Source organism: Leptospira bouyouniensis (assembly GCF_004769525.1).
Classification (GTDB): Bacteria; Spirochaetota; Leptospiria; order Leptospirales; family Leptospiraceae; genus Leptospira_A; species Leptospira_A bouyouniensis.
The window spans coordinates 39,402-54,503 of sequence record NZ_RQFT01000015.1 but is presented as its reverse complement, the minus strand read 5'-3'; the positions used below and the strand labels follow the sequence as shown (position 1 = coordinate 54,503).

General features: G+C 37.2%; 15 protein-coding genes. 4 read left to right on the top strand and 11 right to left on the bottom strand.

Annotated elements, in window-relative coordinates; translation table 11 throughout:
* Positions 1 to 6: 6 nt before the first annotated feature.
* Positions 7 to 1,251, bottom strand: coding sequence for an exo-beta-N-acetylmuramidase NamZ family protein (locus tag EHQ43_RS17850; protein WP_135771927.1), 1,245 nt, complete (start codon positions 1,249 to 1,251; stop codon positions 7 to 9).
* 51 nt (positions 1,252 to 1,302) lie between these two features.
* Here EHQ43_RS17850 and EHQ43_RS17845 point away from each other — a divergent pair, with 51 nt between their 5' ends.
* Positions 1,303 to 2,529 carry a lipoprotein LipL46 gene (locus EHQ43_RS17845; protein WP_135742344.1) on the top strand — a complete coding sequence of 409 codons (1,227 nt, stop codon included), beginning with the start codon at positions 1,303 to 1,305 and terminating at the stop codon, positions 2,527 to 2,529.
* Positions 2,530 to 2,538: 9 nt separating this feature from the next.
* Here EHQ43_RS17845 and EHQ43_RS17840 read toward each other — a convergent pair whose 3' ends face one another.
* From EHQ43_RS17840 to EHQ43_RS17830, 3 genes are read right to left on the bottom strand one after another with little or no spacing between them, the layout of a single operon-like run.
* Positions 2,539 to 2,907 carry a response regulator gene (locus EHQ43_RS17840; protein ID WP_135742345.1) on the bottom strand — a complete coding sequence of 123 codons (369 nt, stop codon included), beginning with the start codon at positions 2,905 to 2,907 and terminating at the stop codon, positions 2,539 to 2,541.
* The gene (locus EHQ43_RS17835) at positions 2,907 to 4,187 is read right to left on the bottom strand and encodes a GAF domain-containing sensor histidine kinase (protein WP_135771926.1); all 1,281 of its coding nucleotides are present in this window, start codon (positions 4,185 to 4,187) and stop codon (positions 2,907 to 2,909) included. Before EHQ43_RS17835 ends, EHQ43_RS17840 begins: the two co-directional genes overlap by 1 nt.
* 50 nt (positions 4,188 to 4,237) lie before the next feature.
* Entirely contained in the window at positions 4,238 to 4,792 is a 555-nt protein-coding gene (locus EHQ43_RS17830; RefSeq protein WP_135771925.1) for a rhodanese-like domain-containing protein, read from the bottom strand.
* 105 nt (positions 4,793 to 4,897) lie between these two features.
* On the opposite strand from EHQ43_RS17830, the gene EHQ43_RS17825 reads away from it, so the two are divergent.
* Complete coding sequence (locus tag EHQ43_RS17825; RefSeq protein ID WP_135742348.1) at positions 4,898 to 5,410, top strand: peptidylprolyl isomerase; 513 nt, start codon at positions 4,898 to 4,900, stop codon at positions 5,408 to 5,410.
* A gap of 262 nt (positions 5,411 to 5,672) precedes the next feature.
* On the opposite strand, the gene EHQ43_RS17815 is transcribed toward EHQ43_RS17825, so the two are convergent.
* Together EHQ43_RS17815 and EHQ43_RS17810 are read right to left on the bottom strand one after the other, a co-directional pair.
* The gene (locus tag EHQ43_RS17815; RefSeq protein ID WP_135771923.1) at positions 5,673 to 7,526 is read right to left on the bottom strand and encodes a monovalent cation:proton antiporter-2 (CPA2) family protein; all 1,854 of its coding nucleotides are present in this window, start codon (positions 7,524 to 7,526) and stop codon (positions 5,673 to 5,675) included.
* Complete coding sequence (locus EHQ43_RS17810) at positions 7,519 to 8,061, bottom strand: NAD(P)H-dependent oxidoreductase (RefSeq protein WP_135771922.1); 543 nt, start codon at positions 8,059 to 8,061, stop codon at positions 7,519 to 7,521. The genes EHQ43_RS17815 and EHQ43_RS17810 overlap by 8 nt, the downstream gene beginning before the upstream one ends.
* A 105-nt stretch (positions 8,062 to 8,166) precedes the next feature.
* On the opposite strand from EHQ43_RS17810, the gene EHQ43_RS17805 reads away from it, so the two are divergent.
* Entirely contained in the window at positions 8,167 to 9,759 is a 1,593-nt protein-coding gene (locus EHQ43_RS17805; protein WP_244242889.1) for a DedA family protein, read from the top strand.
* Here the strand turns inward: EHQ43_RS17805 and EHQ43_RS17800 are convergent.
* Genes EHQ43_RS17800 through EHQ43_RS17790 form a run of 3 tightly spaced genes read right to left on the bottom strand, consistent with a single transcriptional unit; the run spans position 9,734 to position 12,286 of the window.
* Entirely contained in the window at positions 9,734 to 10,141 is a 408-nt protein-coding gene (locus EHQ43_RS17800; protein WP_135754375.1) for a DoxX family protein, read from the bottom strand. The genes EHQ43_RS17805 and EHQ43_RS17800 overlap by 26 nt on opposite strands.
* A complete protein-coding gene (locus EHQ43_RS17795) occupies positions 10,138 to 11,010 on the bottom strand; it encodes an alpha/beta fold hydrolase (protein ID WP_135771920.1) in 873 nt (290 codons plus the stop codon). Before EHQ43_RS17795 ends, EHQ43_RS17800 begins: the two co-directional genes overlap by 4 nt.
* Entirely contained in the window at positions 10,991 to 12,286 is a 1,296-nt protein-coding gene (locus tag EHQ43_RS17790) for an adenylate/guanylate cyclase domain-containing protein (protein WP_135771919.1), read from the bottom strand. Before EHQ43_RS17790 ends, EHQ43_RS17795 begins: the two co-directional genes overlap by 20 nt.
* Positions 12,287 to 12,567: 281 nt before the next feature.
* Between EHQ43_RS17790 and EHQ43_RS17785 the strand changes: the two genes are divergently transcribed.
* A complete protein-coding gene (locus EHQ43_RS17785) occupies positions 12,568 to 12,945 on the top strand; it encodes a tetratricopeptide repeat protein (RefSeq protein ID WP_244242888.1) in 378 nt (125 codons plus the stop codon).
* Positions 12,946 to 13,099: 154 nt separating this feature from the next.
* Here EHQ43_RS17785 and EHQ43_RS17780 read toward each other — a convergent pair whose 3' ends face one another.
* Both EHQ43_RS17780 and EHQ43_RS17775 read right to left on the bottom strand, forming a co-directional pair.
* Entirely contained in the window at positions 13,100 to 13,948 is an 849-nt protein-coding gene (locus EHQ43_RS17780) for a flagellin N-terminal helical domain-containing protein (RefSeq protein ID WP_135642335.1), read from the bottom strand.
* Between the two features lie 174 nt (positions 13,949 to 14,122).
* Positions 14,123 to 14,968, bottom strand: coding sequence for a flagellin N-terminal helical domain-containing protein (locus EHQ43_RS17775; RefSeq protein WP_108958665.1), 846 nt, complete (start codon positions 14,966 to 14,968; stop codon positions 14,123 to 14,125).
* Between the last annotated feature and the right edge of the window lie 134 nt (positions 14,969 to 15,102).

The following is a 15,102-nucleotide window of genomic DNA, read 5'->3' as shown; positions in this document are numbered from 1 at the left end:
TTTTCCTTAGTACATTAAGTACGGTTTGATCTTTTTTCTTTCGTTTTCTTCATCAGTGAGGTATGTATTATGAAACTCTGAATACGTTTTGCCTTCATTGATTGCCGTACGAAAATGGTCGTTCCCCCACAACTGGTCAACCCAATGGTTTGTTGACCCTTTACTCCATTTAAAATCATTTGGGTAAGTTTCTTTCATGAGTCGGATCAGTTCATAGGCAAGTAAAATTGGGTCATAGTTGGGTCGAACCAAATTCATCCTTAGACCAATACAAATTTTTCCCTTATGGGGACCAAAGGTTGGTTTGAAATACACTGTTGAAAAGTAATACGATTTATTTCCAAGAGAGCTAAGTTTTGAGGCAAGTTCCTCAGGGTTTGTCATCCATGGTGCACCGAAATAAACAAATGGAGCCTGTGTCCCGCGACCTACAGATACATTGACACCTTCTAATAGAACAAGAGATAAGTAATTTCTAGCTGAATCCACCATAGGTAAGTTTGGTGATGGCGTGGTCCAAGGGATTCCAGTGTCTTCAAAATACATCCCTCTTTTGTAACCTTCAACGGGAATCACATTCAAATTAACAGACTCTTTTAAATATTCTTTATTATAAAAAATTGCAGCTTCTCCTGTTGTCATACCTGTGATAAGAAGCGATGGGAACTCACCCGCAAAATTTAGATGTTTCGGACTCATTTTTTCACCCATAGGTGGTAGGTGCATCGCCACATGGATATGATCGAGGACAATAAGTTTCGTATTTGTATTTTTTAGTGCATCCATTAATCTTTTGAGAACACTTAAGTAAGTGTAACAACGCATACCCACATCTTGCACATCAAACAAAACATAATCAACTTCTTTCACCAATTCTCTCAGTTCGGCATCTTTGATACGATAGATATGATACAAAGGCCGATTAAAAGTTGAATCCATCGTAACAGGCGTTTGGCTAAACTCTTCTTCGAGTCCTAAAAAACCGTGCTCCAATCCAATCAAATGTTCTAATGTGATTTTATTTTTTTCAAGTGAGGAAATGATTTTTTTTGGATTGGTTCCAATTCCCGAAGGATTGGTTGCGAGCATTAATTTTTTTCCAGCCATCGTCGGAAGGATTTTTTCGTAAAAAATGTCCTGGGACAAACGAAGTTTAGAATCAGCAGGGTGGACACGGAACTGAGGAACTGTGTTCCCTTGGCAGGCAAGTACAAGAAAGCAGAGAGAAAACCTAAAAAAGTAATTGGTCATGTAAGTATATGTTTCTATAATATAGCAAATCTTCAAGGAGAAATGTCCTTCATGCTTCATCGACTTCGAATTGCTCCCTTTACTGGGATTCTAGTCCTTTCCATCTTGGCATGTGCTGGGTCGAATTCCGCGCAAAAAAACCCATCTCTACCAGACAATGTGGTCACAGCCATGGGAGAGGCCCCAATTTACCAAGGAGACTTGGCACTTGCCCGAAATAAAGCGCTCAAAGACGCCAAACTCAATGCCATCCGTAAATTGGTAGGAGAACAAATCACTGAAAAATCGGGAGTCTCCGATGGACAATCCCTTGGTTCCAAACTCTATGGAAAAACCGATAGTTTTGTAAAAAAATACGATATCATCAGTGAAGAACAATGGAAATTGGACACCCAAGACATGATCCGTTTGAATGTCCGTTGTGAAGTGGAAGCAACCAAACTTTCTACGGCAGTCGATGCACTCTTAGATGATGTAGGAAATCCCCGAATTGCAGTCCTTGTGCAAACCGTGGTAAATGGGAAATCCTATCCGATTGGATCAGCCACTAACATTGCTGAGGCGGAGCTAATTGAAAAACTCCGTGCCAAAGGGAATAAAGTTGTGGATAGTTCCCAACTCACAGCATTACTCAAAAAAAATCCAAGCCTTGCAAAACTCGACCTTACGTCAGTTGAAGAAGGAAGCCCCCTTCTCACTTTGGCACAAGATTCAGGTGCTGAAGTTTTGATTGTGGCAAAAGTTTCTACGACCGATCAAAAACCAGTTGTCTTACCTGGTGGCAAAAAAACGGATTTTTTAAGTTCAGCAGCCACAGGACCTTACCGCATTATCCAGTTATGGGGTGATGGAAAAATTTTTGGTTCTGGTAGTTTGGAAGGACGTGGTGCCGACATCACCCAAGAAGTTTCTAGGGAACAAGCAGTAAAAGATTGGGCAAACCTTGTGTCTGTAAAAGTGGGAAAACAAATCAAAGACGAATGGTTTAAACTCACAGAACAAAATACTGTGATCCTTAAGTTCAAAGGCCTTGCTTTGGAAGATGCCATTAACTTTAAAAATGATTTGATGGAATACACATCTGTAAAACAAGTCAATGATCGCAAAACAGAGATGAGTGGATCAGAATGGGAACTTACCTATCCTGGCAAAGAATCAATGTTTGCGGAAGAATTGATGTATAAAAAAGATTCAAGTTTCCGTTTTTTAAGTAGTAAAACATTAAACATCAACAGTTCCAAACGTGGAGTTGTGGAAATCGAATTTAAAAATAAATAATTAAATTCTTTATTGGTTCGAAAGCCCCTCAGAGAGAAAGTTTCTGATCTCTGTGGGGTCGAGAGGTTTTGCAAAATAACGAGCCACTAGTTTTGTATCAATTGCTTTTTCCATTTCCTTCGTTAGATCATATCCCGTTAACAAACAATACACAACCTCAGGTCGAATCTGTTTTGCTTTGGAGATCAACTCTAATCCATTCATTTCGGGCATTCGCATATCACTGATCACAAATTGGATTTGATTTGATTCTGCTAACTCCTCTAAAGCTTCTTCTCCAGAGCTTGCAATGATGATGTCAAAATCTTTTCGAAACAAATCGCGAAATAAATGTAAGTTGATAATTTCATCATCCACATAAAGTAATTTTGGTTTCATCAGAGGGTATCACGACTCCATTTCGGAAATTGGATAACAAATGTTGATCCTTTTCCCCATTCAGAATGGGCAACAATCGAACCTTTATGTTCTTTGATCATTTTATAGGCGATGGATAGACCAAGTCCCACTCCCATTCCAGGTTCTTTTGTTGTAAAAAACGGAGTTTCAATTTGAGAAAGGTGTTCTTTTTGAATCCCAATCCCTGTATCTTTAATTTTGATGAAAACTGAATCCCCTTCTATATTCGCAGAGACTGTCAGTTCTCCACCATGATTTTCCATAGACTGGATAGCATTTGTGATTAGGTTGAGGAACACTTGGTGAATTTTCCCCGAGTTTCCTTGGATAAAAACTGGTCCTACACCAAATTCTTTTTTGACTGATATTTTATCACGAAGGCTATGAGAAAGTATCACCAAACAATTTTCCAACATCTCTTCGATATCGATTTTTTCATCATAGGAATCTCCACTCCTTGTATATTGGTTGAGACCTTTTACTATTTTTGTGGTTCGTTCGACTCCCTCTCGAATTGCATCCATGTATAAATTAAATTTTTCTTTCGGAACGTCTGTTGATTCGACAACATCCAGTAGACCATAATACCCACCAGTAATAAAATTCAGTGGGTTATTGATTTCGTGAGCAATCCCGGCAGAAAGCAGACCCAAACTTGCCAATTTTTCTGATTCAATGAGTTGGTTCTGGCGTTCCTTTAGTTCCTGTAATGTTCGTTCCAATTCATTGGTTCTTTGTTTCACTAAAACTTCCAACTCTTCATTATAACGTTCGAGTTTCCTTTCGTAATCGAGTCTCTCAAGTTCAGCCGCAATCCTACCTGAAAAAATTTGGAATAAAGTCAAAATTTGGTCTTTATCGGTAATTTCCTTTTCATACAATCCTACAATCAAACCGATGTTTTCTTTTTTTGAATTGTACAAAGGTGAACCAATATAACCTTCGATATTCATATCTACTAATAGATGATCATTGGGAAATAATTTCTGAACTTGATTGGGATAATAACATATTGTAGCTTCATACACATTCGCACAAGGTGTCCCTTCCAAGGAATATTCTATATTTTCAACAATTTTTCCGTGCAAACACAGTGAAATGGTTTTGGATTCGTATTTACTTTTATCGAATAATGCAATAAAAACACTATCGGCATTTATCACATTACATAATTTTTCTGTGAGTCGATCTAAAAATTCATTCCCAAATGTATTGGATACCGCTTCAATGATCTCGGATAATAACTCACCTTGTAACATACATTTGTTTCTAAGATTCGATATTTAATCGTTATGATTTAAAATCCAATTCAATTAGAATTTGGTGCAGACTCTTTTGGTTCACTGACGAGAGGTAATTTCGTTTGGTTTACATCAAGCAATGGTCCAAGTTCATAAATATTGGTGTAACCATAAGCTTTTAATGAGTTGTAAGTCGAAAGATTGAGAGAAGCGGCAGGACTTTTAGCAGCAAAGGCTTGTTCGTTTCCTTCAAAATTATTATTACAGTAGATTAATATCTTTGATTTTGGTTCGGGGATCACTCCTGCCAAACTATCCTTTGTAAATTCTGTAAAAGGAAGGTTGATGGCACCTTTAATATGTAACAACCTGTATCGGTTTTCACTCCTCGCATCCAAAACCACAACTCCCTCCTCCGACATCATTTTCAAAAATTGATCTTCTGTTAGGCGATGTGTTTCTCTTTCCCCTTCCGAACGATTGACAATTTTTTTGAATTCTCCGTAATCAATGAGTCGATTTGGGATCACTTCCACTTTTGGTTTTTTGGATTGTTTTTGGTTGGGTTTTGCCACCAAAGAAAACACAAACATAAGAATCAAAATTATGGAGAATTGTTTCATCGCATTGCCCTCACCAAAACAGCATTTAGTATACCTGGATTTACCAGTAGAACTCAAACCTTTTTTCGACTTGCCAGGGGAATTTAAAGAAATTGAGTGAAAGGAATGAGTACATTACGCGCTGTTATCAAAACAAATAAAGGTGAAATCAAAATCGATCTTTATCCGGACAAAACACCAAACACGGTAGCCAATTTTGTCAATTTGGCTCAACGGAATTTCTATGATGGGTTAAAATTCCATCGAGTCATCGAAGATTTTATGATCCAAGGTGGTTGTCCCCTAGGGACAGGAACTGGTGGACCTGGTTACAAATTCCGAGATGAGTTTGATTCTAGTTTAAAACACAACAAACCTGGGATCCTCTCTATGGCAAATGCAGGTCCTGGAACGAATGGTAGTCAATTTTTTATTACCCATGTCCCAACTCCATGGCTCGACGGAAAACATTCAGTGTTTGGTGCAGTGGTCGATGCTTCTGACCAAGAGGTTGTGAATGCTATCCGCCAAGGTGATAAAATCGAAACCATTACAATCGAAGGTGATTCTCTTTCTGTCCTTGAAGTTGCAAAACCATACATCGAAGAATGGAACCAAATCTTAGATTCTAAAAAATAAAGGTTGCTCTTTTCCTTTCTGATTCCTAAGTCTAATGATTATGAAAAAGAAAGGAAAACCAATTGCCCAAATCAAATTGGCTTCAAGGACCATATTTTCTTTGAAACCAACCAAAATCAAACCGTCCAAAAAAATTTATTCCCGAAAAGGTAAAAATGACCTTTCGGGAATTCTTTCATATTTAGTTTTTCATTTTCAATTCACTTTAAATCTAATTTCCCTAATTCTCTAACAAATATTTGTTTTGAATCTTTTTTTGGATTCAACGTTCCATTTCACTCCAAGTATCTAAATCTAACTGGTCTTCCTTTCCTAAATCCACAAACATCAATCGTTCCAATTCTAAATTCCTTTGTTTGGCAAGGCTTATGTATTGTACTCGATCCTTACGCAAAGAAAAAAGTTCATGAAAGGTCTCATCGTCATGAGCTAAAAATAAATTTTTTGCCCGTTCAGCAGCATACGACCTTGTTCCCAAGATTTTAAGGACATCACTCCCTAACCTAACCGCTGTTTCCCTAGTTTCCCGATAAATAAAAGAAACTCCCATTTCTTTTAAATCATATGCCTCTTCTCTATCCCCAGCGCGAGCAACAATTTCTATATTTGGATAATGGTGTTTCACATTACGAATCAGTTCTTGTTGTTTTTCTGGATGGTCAAGTGCTGCAACAAGTATCTTTGCATGTTCTAGACCTGCATTCTCCAAAAGTTCTAACCGAGTGGCATCTCCAAAGAATACCTTAAAACCAAATCGACCAAGCATCTCCACACGGTCGGCATCATAATCCAATATGGTTATGCCCACACCATTGGACCTTAAAAATCGACCAACCATATTCCCAAACCTACCAAACCCACAGATAATGACTGGATTTTCTTCCTTTTCAATGGGGTTTGTACCCTGTTTTTTGGGTGTTTTGGATTGTAATGCCTCAAAAATTGTTCTTTCATATAACAGAAGCAATATGGGAGTAAACGCCATACTGAGCGCCACACACGCTACAAGAATTACGATTGTGTCATTGTCAAAAATTCCGAGACTTTCCGAATAACCAAATAGTACAAAAGAAAATTCACCTACTTGAGATAGTGCAAGTGACATGTACAAATTTTGGTCTAGTGGAAGTTTGAATAAATAACCAAGTGTGAGTAACACCAATGCTTTGAGAAAAATGATACCAAAAACAATTCCAATAATTTTGAACGGATGGTCCATCACAACAGGAAGGTCCATAGAAGCTCCCACACTTAAGAAAAACAATCCAAGCAATAAACCTTTAAAGGGTTCAATATTACTCTCTAATTCATGACGAAACTCACTACTGGCAAGGACAACACCTGCCAGAAAAGTGCCAAGTGCTGCTGAAACTCCAACGGAACCCATCAACACAGAAATGGATATAACAAGTAATAAACTAGCTCCAGTAAAAATCTCGCGACTTCCCGATTTTGCAATCAATCGAAATAACGGGCTTAAAAGATAACGCCCTATCAAAATAATGCTCAGTACGACAAACAATACAACAAGTGTTTTTTGGTAACCAGGTAAGTGTTCTACAAGTGTGTGGCCATGTTCGCTAGATTGTACTTCTCCTTCACTTAATATAGGAAAGATGGCAAGTATGGGAATCACGGCCATGTCCTGGAAAAGGAGAATTGAAAATGATGCCTGACCCGAAACCGTTTTCATAAGTCCCTTCTCTTTAAGCGTTTGGAGGACAATTGCCGTGGAAGATAACGATAGTATCAACCCAAGTGCTAAAGATGATTTCCAAGAAAATTGAAATCCAATTGAAAATAACAAAACAAAAAACGTTGTGAGGATTAGTTGTAACCCACCAAGACCGAGTAACCAAAACTTCAATCGCCAAAGTAGATTTAGTTCTAATTCTAATCCAATGGCAAATAACATCATAACTACGCCAAATTCAGCAAAATGTAATAGGTCTTTCCCTTCAGTTCCTACAAATCCAAATACAAATGGTCCAATGACAATTCCTGCGATCAGATAACCTAAGACAGAACCCAGTCCTAATCGATTGGCAATGGGTACCATGATGATGGCACTCGTTAAATAGATGATTGCTTGTATGAAAAAATTAACCTCACCCATTTTGAGCCTCTAAATATGATAAAATAAAATTTCTATAACGTAAGGATTCTTTTTGTAACTCTAATTCTTTTAATTGGAATGTTCCTTGGACTAAAAATGGATTTTGGTATTCCATATTACACAATTCCGCAGTCCTTTGGAACGGTAGAAGAAAATCTTCGATCAAATGTCCATGAAATCCTTCTTTTTGATATGCTTTGTCTGAACCTCCCATAGTGATTACTTGTATCCATTTTTTCCCTTGTAAAGCATTTCCATTTTTACCATATGCCCAACCATCTTCCAATACCGAATCAATCCATTGTTTCATAAGAGGAGGACAGCTGTACCAATAAAGAGGATGTTGGAACAAAACAACATCATGGCTTTCTAAATATTTCTGTTCTTCTTTTACATTGATTGTAAAATGAGGGTATAACTCGTATAAATCCCGTAATGTGATACTGTCAGAGATTGGAAGGGAATCTAATAACATTTGATTTGCTTTCGAACGTTCCAATGAAGGATGGGACAACAGGATTAGAATCTTTGCCATACAGGTTAAAGGAATAAATCATGAAAGAGGAAGCAAACAATAAAATCATGTTTTCCATTGACCATTTTCAAAAAAAAACAACCCTAGTCTTCAGTGATAAATTTATTGATTGTTCTGTTTTTTTCTACCTTCGTTTCTGAGGACATCACCTGTATCACTTCGGGAATTTTTGCTAAAGAAGGTAAACTTCCTCTTATTTTAGCAATCACAGTTACTGGACTTGGTATTTTCATAGGAGACCTCTTACTTTATCTTGTTGGATTTTTTTTCCATAACCTTCTGAATAAATTCGTTAACATCAAACTTTGGGATGAAAAATTAATCTCTCAGAATTTATATCACCATTGGAAATCAAATTTCATCTTCTCCATTTTTATCTCTCGATTATTACCAGGAACGCGTTTACCCCTTTATTTATTAAGTGGTTACTTTCGATTGCCATTTTTTGTTTTTTTGACAACTAGTTTCATCGCTGTCTCTATCTGGACGACAACAATTGTCAGCTTGGTATATATTTATGGAAAATGGATTATAACGAACATAGGAAACAGGTCCCAATGGTGGATTTTGGTTTTCATTGGATTTAGTTTTTATTTCTTTCTCAAAGGGATTCAATTTTTCCTTATACCAACAAAAAGAGAAACATTTTACCTACAATGTTTGAAATACACCAGGTTAGAATTTTGGCCAAGTTTTCTATTTTATACTCCGCTCGTCCCCTATTTGATTTATCTCATGTTCAAATACAAAGGGATTCGTTATTTAACGGCCACAAACCCAGGTATCATTGCATCAGGGATTGCAGGTGAATCAAAATCCGAAATCTTAAAACTCATACCAAAACATTCTATTTCCAAATCTCTCCTGATCAAAACTGATACTCAAAAGAAACTTGAAACAGTGAAATCCTGGCTTCAAAAAGAAAATCTACGTTATCCTATTATCGCCAAACCAGATAAAGGTGAGAGAGGGTTTCTTGTCAAAAAAATCAAATCCAAAACGGAACTAAATCAACTTTTCCAAAACTATCCAATCGATTGGTTATTGCAAGAGTGGATCGAAGGTCCTTATGAAGTGGGAATTTTCTATTATCGTTTACCGGAAAAAACAAGTGGGCAGATATTCTCTGTCACAAACAAAATATTTCCGACAATCACTGGAGACGGAGTTTCCACTTTAGAAACATTGATAAAGAATCATAAAAGATACCGTTTCCAATCGGAGTCACATAAAAAGAACAACCAAAAAAATTTACAGATGATACTTCCTAAAGGAAAAACAATTCCAATTGGTTCAATTGGAAATCATATACAAGGTTGTATGTTCCAAGACGGAAGCCACTTACTCACAAAAAAATTAGAAAGGGAATTGATCAAAATAGCAGACAATACAAAAGGATTTTATATCGGTAGGTTCGATATCCGATATTCCAATCCAAACCAATTCCAAGAGGGAAAAGGTTTTAAGATTATAGAACTGAATGGTGTCACCAGCGAATCAACCAACTTATACGATCCGAACTTTTCCATTCGACAAAGTTATTCTATTTTATTCAAACAATGGAAACTAATTTTTGAGATTGGTCATTTCAATTACAAACGAGGGATTCCTTTGTTTTCTTATGAAAAATTATTCCAATTAGTTAAAAATCACAATGCCTACAGAAAAAAATTCAATCTATTGGAAAGGAATCTTTGATGTAAGGAATTTTTTTTCTTTCAATATACAACAAATATATGGAAAGAAAAAACACGAGAACGGCTAAACCAAAAAGTAACCCTCCATCATCCTGAACAACAATCCCTAAAAAAACAAAATGGGATAAAATTGCACCTAACATTAAATTAAATGCAAGTAAAGCACCTAACCATACATATTTTGGAATGATAATAAGAAGAATACAAACAGTTTCTAAAATTGCTAAACCGATTCTCCCCCAAGGTTCCATTGCAAGAATTGTGAATATATATCGAGATTCTTCTGAGCCAGTGAATTTAAAATACAATGTTTGCCCGATGATACAAACAATAAGGAAACGAACAACGTGATAAACAATAGAGAGATTTAGAAATATTTTCATTCAATGTCCTCGCTTATGATAATATTTTTTATTTCTGTATACCGAGTCCAAGGGACAAAGTGACTTCCATTTTTTAAGATGTAAGTTTTCACTAATCCCCGATAATTTTTCAATTTAAAATAATGAATATGATTGATCGGAACAAGCCCATCATCATCACCATGAATGATAAGAATAGGAAATTGGTTTTGGTAAAGTTCATTTTCTAAATTCTTGAGATCAGACTTTAACTGGAACATTTCATCGTTACTATGGATCCAAGATTTTGGCAAAAGCCATTCAAGGATCGTTAACCTCGCCAAATGATTATAATATCTTAACTCTTCAAAATTTGGATCCATTGGTGCAGAGATTAAAACAACCTTCCACTTCATTACCTCCCATTGGTTTAATTGAACTCCTGCCTTGAAAGCAACTGGCCCTCCATAAGAATGCCCAATGATAGTTGCGTTTCGAAAGGAGAGTTTTTCCATTTCCAAGTATTTTTGGAGCATTTCAACGATTCCTTCCGATTGTAATTCTACACTTGCATGGAATTGGTTTAATTTTGAATTCCCGAAACCTAATCTATCAGGGGCAATCATACAATATTGTCTCTGAAATTCTTCATCTTCTAGGTACATGGTAAAATCTGACCCATTACCTGGTGAACCATGGATGAATACTAAAACCTTAGATTGTAACTTACATTCATTCGTAAGGAAGGTAATTTCTCCCAATTTTGTTTGGATTGAAACTTCTTTTATCGTTTGAGTCCCATCTTTATGTGATGTACAGCGAGTCAAAAAAATACTAAAACATAGGATAAAAAAGATAACAAAATCTCTTTCTCTCGTAAAAGAAAATTTTTTACTTAGATTCAGATTCATTCGTGTAGAACAATGCGCCTGATTTGTATAACCTTAGGAACAATTCATTTGGTTCTTTAGTGTTTAGTGGACTAACATATTCAGGTAAAAATCCTTTGACTAAAAACATTTCAATATCTGCTTTGTTTTTAATAGAAACAAAGCCTCTTGATTCACATTCAAAAATTTGGTTTACCTCTTCATAAACAGCACGAGAAATATTGACTTCCGCCACAACACCAGAACTTTCCAGACGACTTGCCGTGTTCACTGTATCACCCCAAACATCATAAGCAAATTTATCACTTCCTACAACTCCTGCCACAAGTGGACCCATATGTATACCCAAACGAATTTCCCAAAATAAACGGTTTTGCAAAAGATGAATCTCTTTTTGTTCAGCCATATATGATTGAAATTTTAATCCACATAACACAGCATCTACGGGATTAGAGATATTTTGATTTGGAATCCCGCCGACAGCCATATAAGCATCTCCAATGGTTTTGATTTTCTCCATACGAAACTCTTTACAAACTCGATCAAATGCGCGAAAAATTTGATCCAATTCGTGGACTAAAACTTCCGCATTCATTGTCTCTGCGATTTTAGTGAATCCCACCATATCACAAAACAAAACTGAAGACTTTTCATATCGTTTAGGTATCACTCTTGCTTCTTTTTTCAGTTCATCAGCAATTGGTTCGGGAAGGATATTGAGTAATAAAGTTTCTGATTTTTTTCGCTCAATGTTCAAATTTCGACTTAAGATAAAAATCAAAATCCCAGTCAAGATTTGCACAAACAAATAATTTCCACCTGCATCTAAGTAACGATCCATTTCATTGGCATACCCAGTCACCCAATCCCTATGGTAGTATTCTACAATATAAAGAGAAGCTGACACAAAGATGTAAATGGAATACACTAAGAAAATGTTATGATTTCGTATGAGAATGAGCGCGATGACTAAAGAAGGGATGAGGTAATAGTGGTTACCACCAATGGATCCACCATTAAAAAACCACATCGATGCTAAGTAAAAAAGAATGGTGAGATTGAATGGCCAATACAAGATAAAATAAATACTTTTGACTCGGCTTAGATAGTACATTGCAAGTAAAAGCAATCCTGATCCGACATTCAAACATATGAGGATCTGATAGTTTTCAAGGTACAAGACCCCAAAAACTCCAAATAAGTTTAAAATCCCGTTAACGAGAGAAACTGTATTAAACAGCCGATGTTCGATAGAATGCTTTTTAGGATCACCAAGAAAAAAATATACCAATTCCATTGTGACTTACAATTATGCATCTCAAAAGAAAATGGATTCAAGTATTTTATTCTATTTAGAATCAGAGAAACTATTTAAATCGATTTCAATCCTTCCAAAAGTGACTTTTCAATAGGAATTGGAAAAGATGGAACCATTCTACATTTTTTCAAGGTAATCAAAACTTACAAATTAAATGGAAAGAATTTCTTGCTAACAAATGGATAAATTGCAGTTTCGGAAACCAAAAAGTTCCAATCAAAAATTGACATTTCAATTTGGTTGAGTCAAACTTGGTCTTCATGGAAGTTGATGGTAAAAAAGCACTAACGATTTTAGACAAAGCTGAAAAATCAAAATCAAATGGTGAGTTTGAAACAGCCCTTTCGTTTTACAATGAGTATCTGGCTTTGGTGCACCCTTCCTTCACTCATGGTGTTTGGTTTTCGATGGCCGAAATATACTTTCAGAAAAAACAATTCCAAGATGCACTTGCACACTGCGACAAAGCTCTGAGTATCATGAAAGATTTTATCCCTGCGTTAGAGCTTCGGATCAAAGTATACAAGGAGCTCGGAAATACTTTTTCAGCACAAAAGGATAAAGCGTTGATTGATCAATGGAACAAAATCGAACAATCAAAATGGGACGATCCCAATCATCATTACCATTATAAATAAAATTATCAAATCAATTGTTTTAATCATCTAGTTTTTACTTAGTGAATTTTCACCAAATAACAGCTGAACTTTTACCTAACATAAAAAAAGCCTCTCCCCAAAGATTCCTTCGAGAAGAGGCAACCGTCTTAAGGCAACTCTTGCCTTTTACGACTTAAGTGTTATTCAAAAGTCGTAATACAGAATTTGGTCTGAGGCTGGCTTGCGCTAACATTGCCGTACCGCTTTGCACGAGAATTTGTTTCGTCGTGAGCGCTACCATTTCCTCAGCCATATCTGCGTCCCTAATCCTTGATTCGGATGCTTGCATATTTTCGTATGCACCCATGAGGCCTTTTGCAGTACTTTCAAGCCTATTTTGGTAAGCTCCCATATCTGCTCTCTGCTTCATGATCTTGTTCAAGGCGAAGTCCGCTTTTGCAATCGCTTCGTCTGCTTTTCCAGGTGTAGAGAGTGCAATTTTAATTGCCCCTTCTGACATCTTAAGAGCTTTCGAAGTCATAGTTCCAATGTAGAAACGCTCTCTTTGCTTTGCGTTTGCTCCCATGTGAAACCACATCGATGCTTTCGTTGACTTTCGAGCGAAGTCTCCTTCAAACAGTTTCATTTTATTGAACTCTGCTTGGGAAGCGATTCGATCGATCTCATCCACCAGCGCAGATACTTCTACCTGCACGAGTTGCCTGTCCTCAGGTGTGTAGATTCCGTTCGATGTCTGGATCGCTAAGGTTCGGATTCGTTGGATGATTTCAGCCGACTGGTCAAGGTAACCCTCTGCAGTCTGGATGAAACTGAGTCCATCTTCCGTATTCCTTTCCGCCTGACGTAAACCACGAATTTGTGTTCGTAGTTTTTCCGAAACAGCAAGACCAGAAGCATCATCACCGGCAAGGTTGATCCTTTGCCCAGTGGAGAGGTTCCTCATGGTCTTATCTACATCCCATTGTGTAAACTTGAGAGCACGATGTGATTGGATCGCACTCATGTTGTGATTGATAATCATTGGCCTACACTCCTTTGTGTATTACCAAGAACGGTATGTATTTCGTTCTTAGCCGGACAATCCCTGTCCGGTGTCAAGGATGAGCTTTCATTTTGCCACCTGGCAGGGGAAAGCCGGCTGATTATCTAATTACAACTCTTCAGTTACACTAACCACTCTCTTCGTTAACGTTTGTTAGCGAAGGAGAGAAAGAACTCCTTGTGGACGAACATTCGCCTGAGCTAACATAGCAGTTCCAGATTGTACTAAAATCTGGTTCTTTGTGAAAGCCACAGTTTCTTCTGCCATATCCGCATCACGGATCCTAGACTCGGAGGCTTGGGTGTTCTCATAAGCGTTCATGAGCCCTTTTGCAGCATGCTCAAGACGGTTAAAGTAAGCACCTAAGTTTGCTCTTTGTTTGCTAATACGTGTTAACGCAGCATCCAAAGTTCCGATCGCATCATTTGACTTATCAGCAGTTGATAAAGACAGGAGTTCCCCACTTTGACCTTTTAGATTAAGTGCACGTGCAGTCATTGTTGCAATGAACACTCTTTCTCTTTGGTGCATGTTTGGTCCGATATGGAACCACATAGAGGTTGCTCTAGATCCACGAGCAAAATCACCTTGAAGCAAATTCATTTTATTGAATTCAGCTTGAGAAGCAATTCTGTCCACTTCGTCGATAAGTTGTGATACTTCGACTTGGATCATTTGTCTATCTTCTTCAGTATAAATACCGTTAGACGATTGGATTGCAAGAGTACGAATTCTTTGAATGATATCATTCGATTCTTGCAAAAACCCTTCCGTAGTTTGGATAAGGCTCATACCGTCTTCGGTATTTCTTTCTGCTTGTCTAAGACCATTCACTTGCGTTCTCATCTTTTCCGAAACGGCAAGGCCAGATGCATCATCACCTGCTCGGTTGATGCGCATACCTGAGGAGAGTTTTTCCATATTTTTGGAGACTTCCTCGTTTTGGAACTTGAGAACGCGATGTGAGTTGATCGCGGCTAAATTGTGGTTTATGATCATGGGTTTCCTCCTTGAAACTTGATCTGGCAAACGAGAGAATCCCTTCTCTCGCTTTTTTTGTGTCTGGCTTTCAGGCCCCATTGGTGCCTAAAATCTCTATTTATTCCCTTAGTATGTCGGTGATCGGATAGAAG

Excerpts from the sequence above, each read along its gene's own strand:
- EHQ43_RS17835 (WP_135771926.1), bottom strand. The coding sequence starts at position 4,187 with ATGTTACAAGGTGAGTTATTATCCGAGATCATTGAAGCGGTATCCAAT.
- EHQ43_RS17830 (WP_135771925.1), bottom strand. The coding sequence starts at position 4,792 with ATGAAACAATTCTCCATAATTTTGATTCTTATGTTTGTGTTTTCTTTG.
- EHQ43_RS17795 (WP_135771920.1), bottom strand. The coding sequence starts at position 11,010 with ATGAATCTGAATCTAAGTAAAAAATTTTCTTTTACGAGAGAAAGAGAT.
- EHQ43_RS17845 (WP_135742344.1), top strand. The coding sequence starts at position 1,303 with ATGCTTCATCGACTTCGAATTGCTCCCTTTACTGGGATTCTAGTCCTT.
- EHQ43_RS17850 (WP_135771927.1), bottom strand. The coding sequence starts at position 1,251 with ATGACCAATTACTTTTTTAGGTTTTCTCTCTGCTTTCTTGTACTTGCC.
- EHQ43_RS17785 (WP_244242888.1), top strand. The coding sequence starts at position 12,568 with ATGGAAGTTGATGGTAAAAAAGCACTAACGATTTTAGACAAAGCTGAA.
- EHQ43_RS17825 (WP_135742348.1), top strand. The coding sequence starts at position 4,898 with ATGAGTACATTACGCGCTGTTATCAAAACAAATAAAGGTGAAATCAAA.
- EHQ43_RS17780 (WP_135642335.1), bottom strand. The coding sequence starts at position 13,948 with ATGATTATCAATCACAACATGAGTGCGATCCAATCACATCGTGCTCTC.
- EHQ43_RS17800 (WP_135754375.1), bottom strand. The coding sequence starts at position 10,141 with ATGAAAATATTTCTAAATCTCTCTATTGTTTATCACGTTGTTCGTTTC.
- EHQ43_RS17790 (WP_135771919.1), bottom strand. The coding sequence starts at position 12,286 with ATGGAATTGGTATATTTTTTTCTTGGTGATCCTAAAAAGCATTCTATC.
- EHQ43_RS17840 (WP_135742345.1), bottom strand. The coding sequence starts at position 2,907 with ATGAAACCAAAATTACTTTATGTGGATGATGAAATTATCAACTTACAT.
- EHQ43_RS17815 (WP_135771923.1), bottom strand. The coding sequence starts at position 7,526 with ATGGGTGAGGTTAATTTTTTCATACAAGCAATCATCTATTTAACGAGT.
- EHQ43_RS17810 (WP_135771922.1), bottom strand. The coding sequence starts at position 8,061 with ATGGCAAAGATTCTAATCCTGTTGTCCCATCCTTCATTGGAACGTTCG.
- EHQ43_RS17775 (WP_108958665.1), bottom strand. The coding sequence starts at position 14,968 with ATGATCATAAACCACAATTTAGCCGCGATCAACTCACATCGCGTTCTC.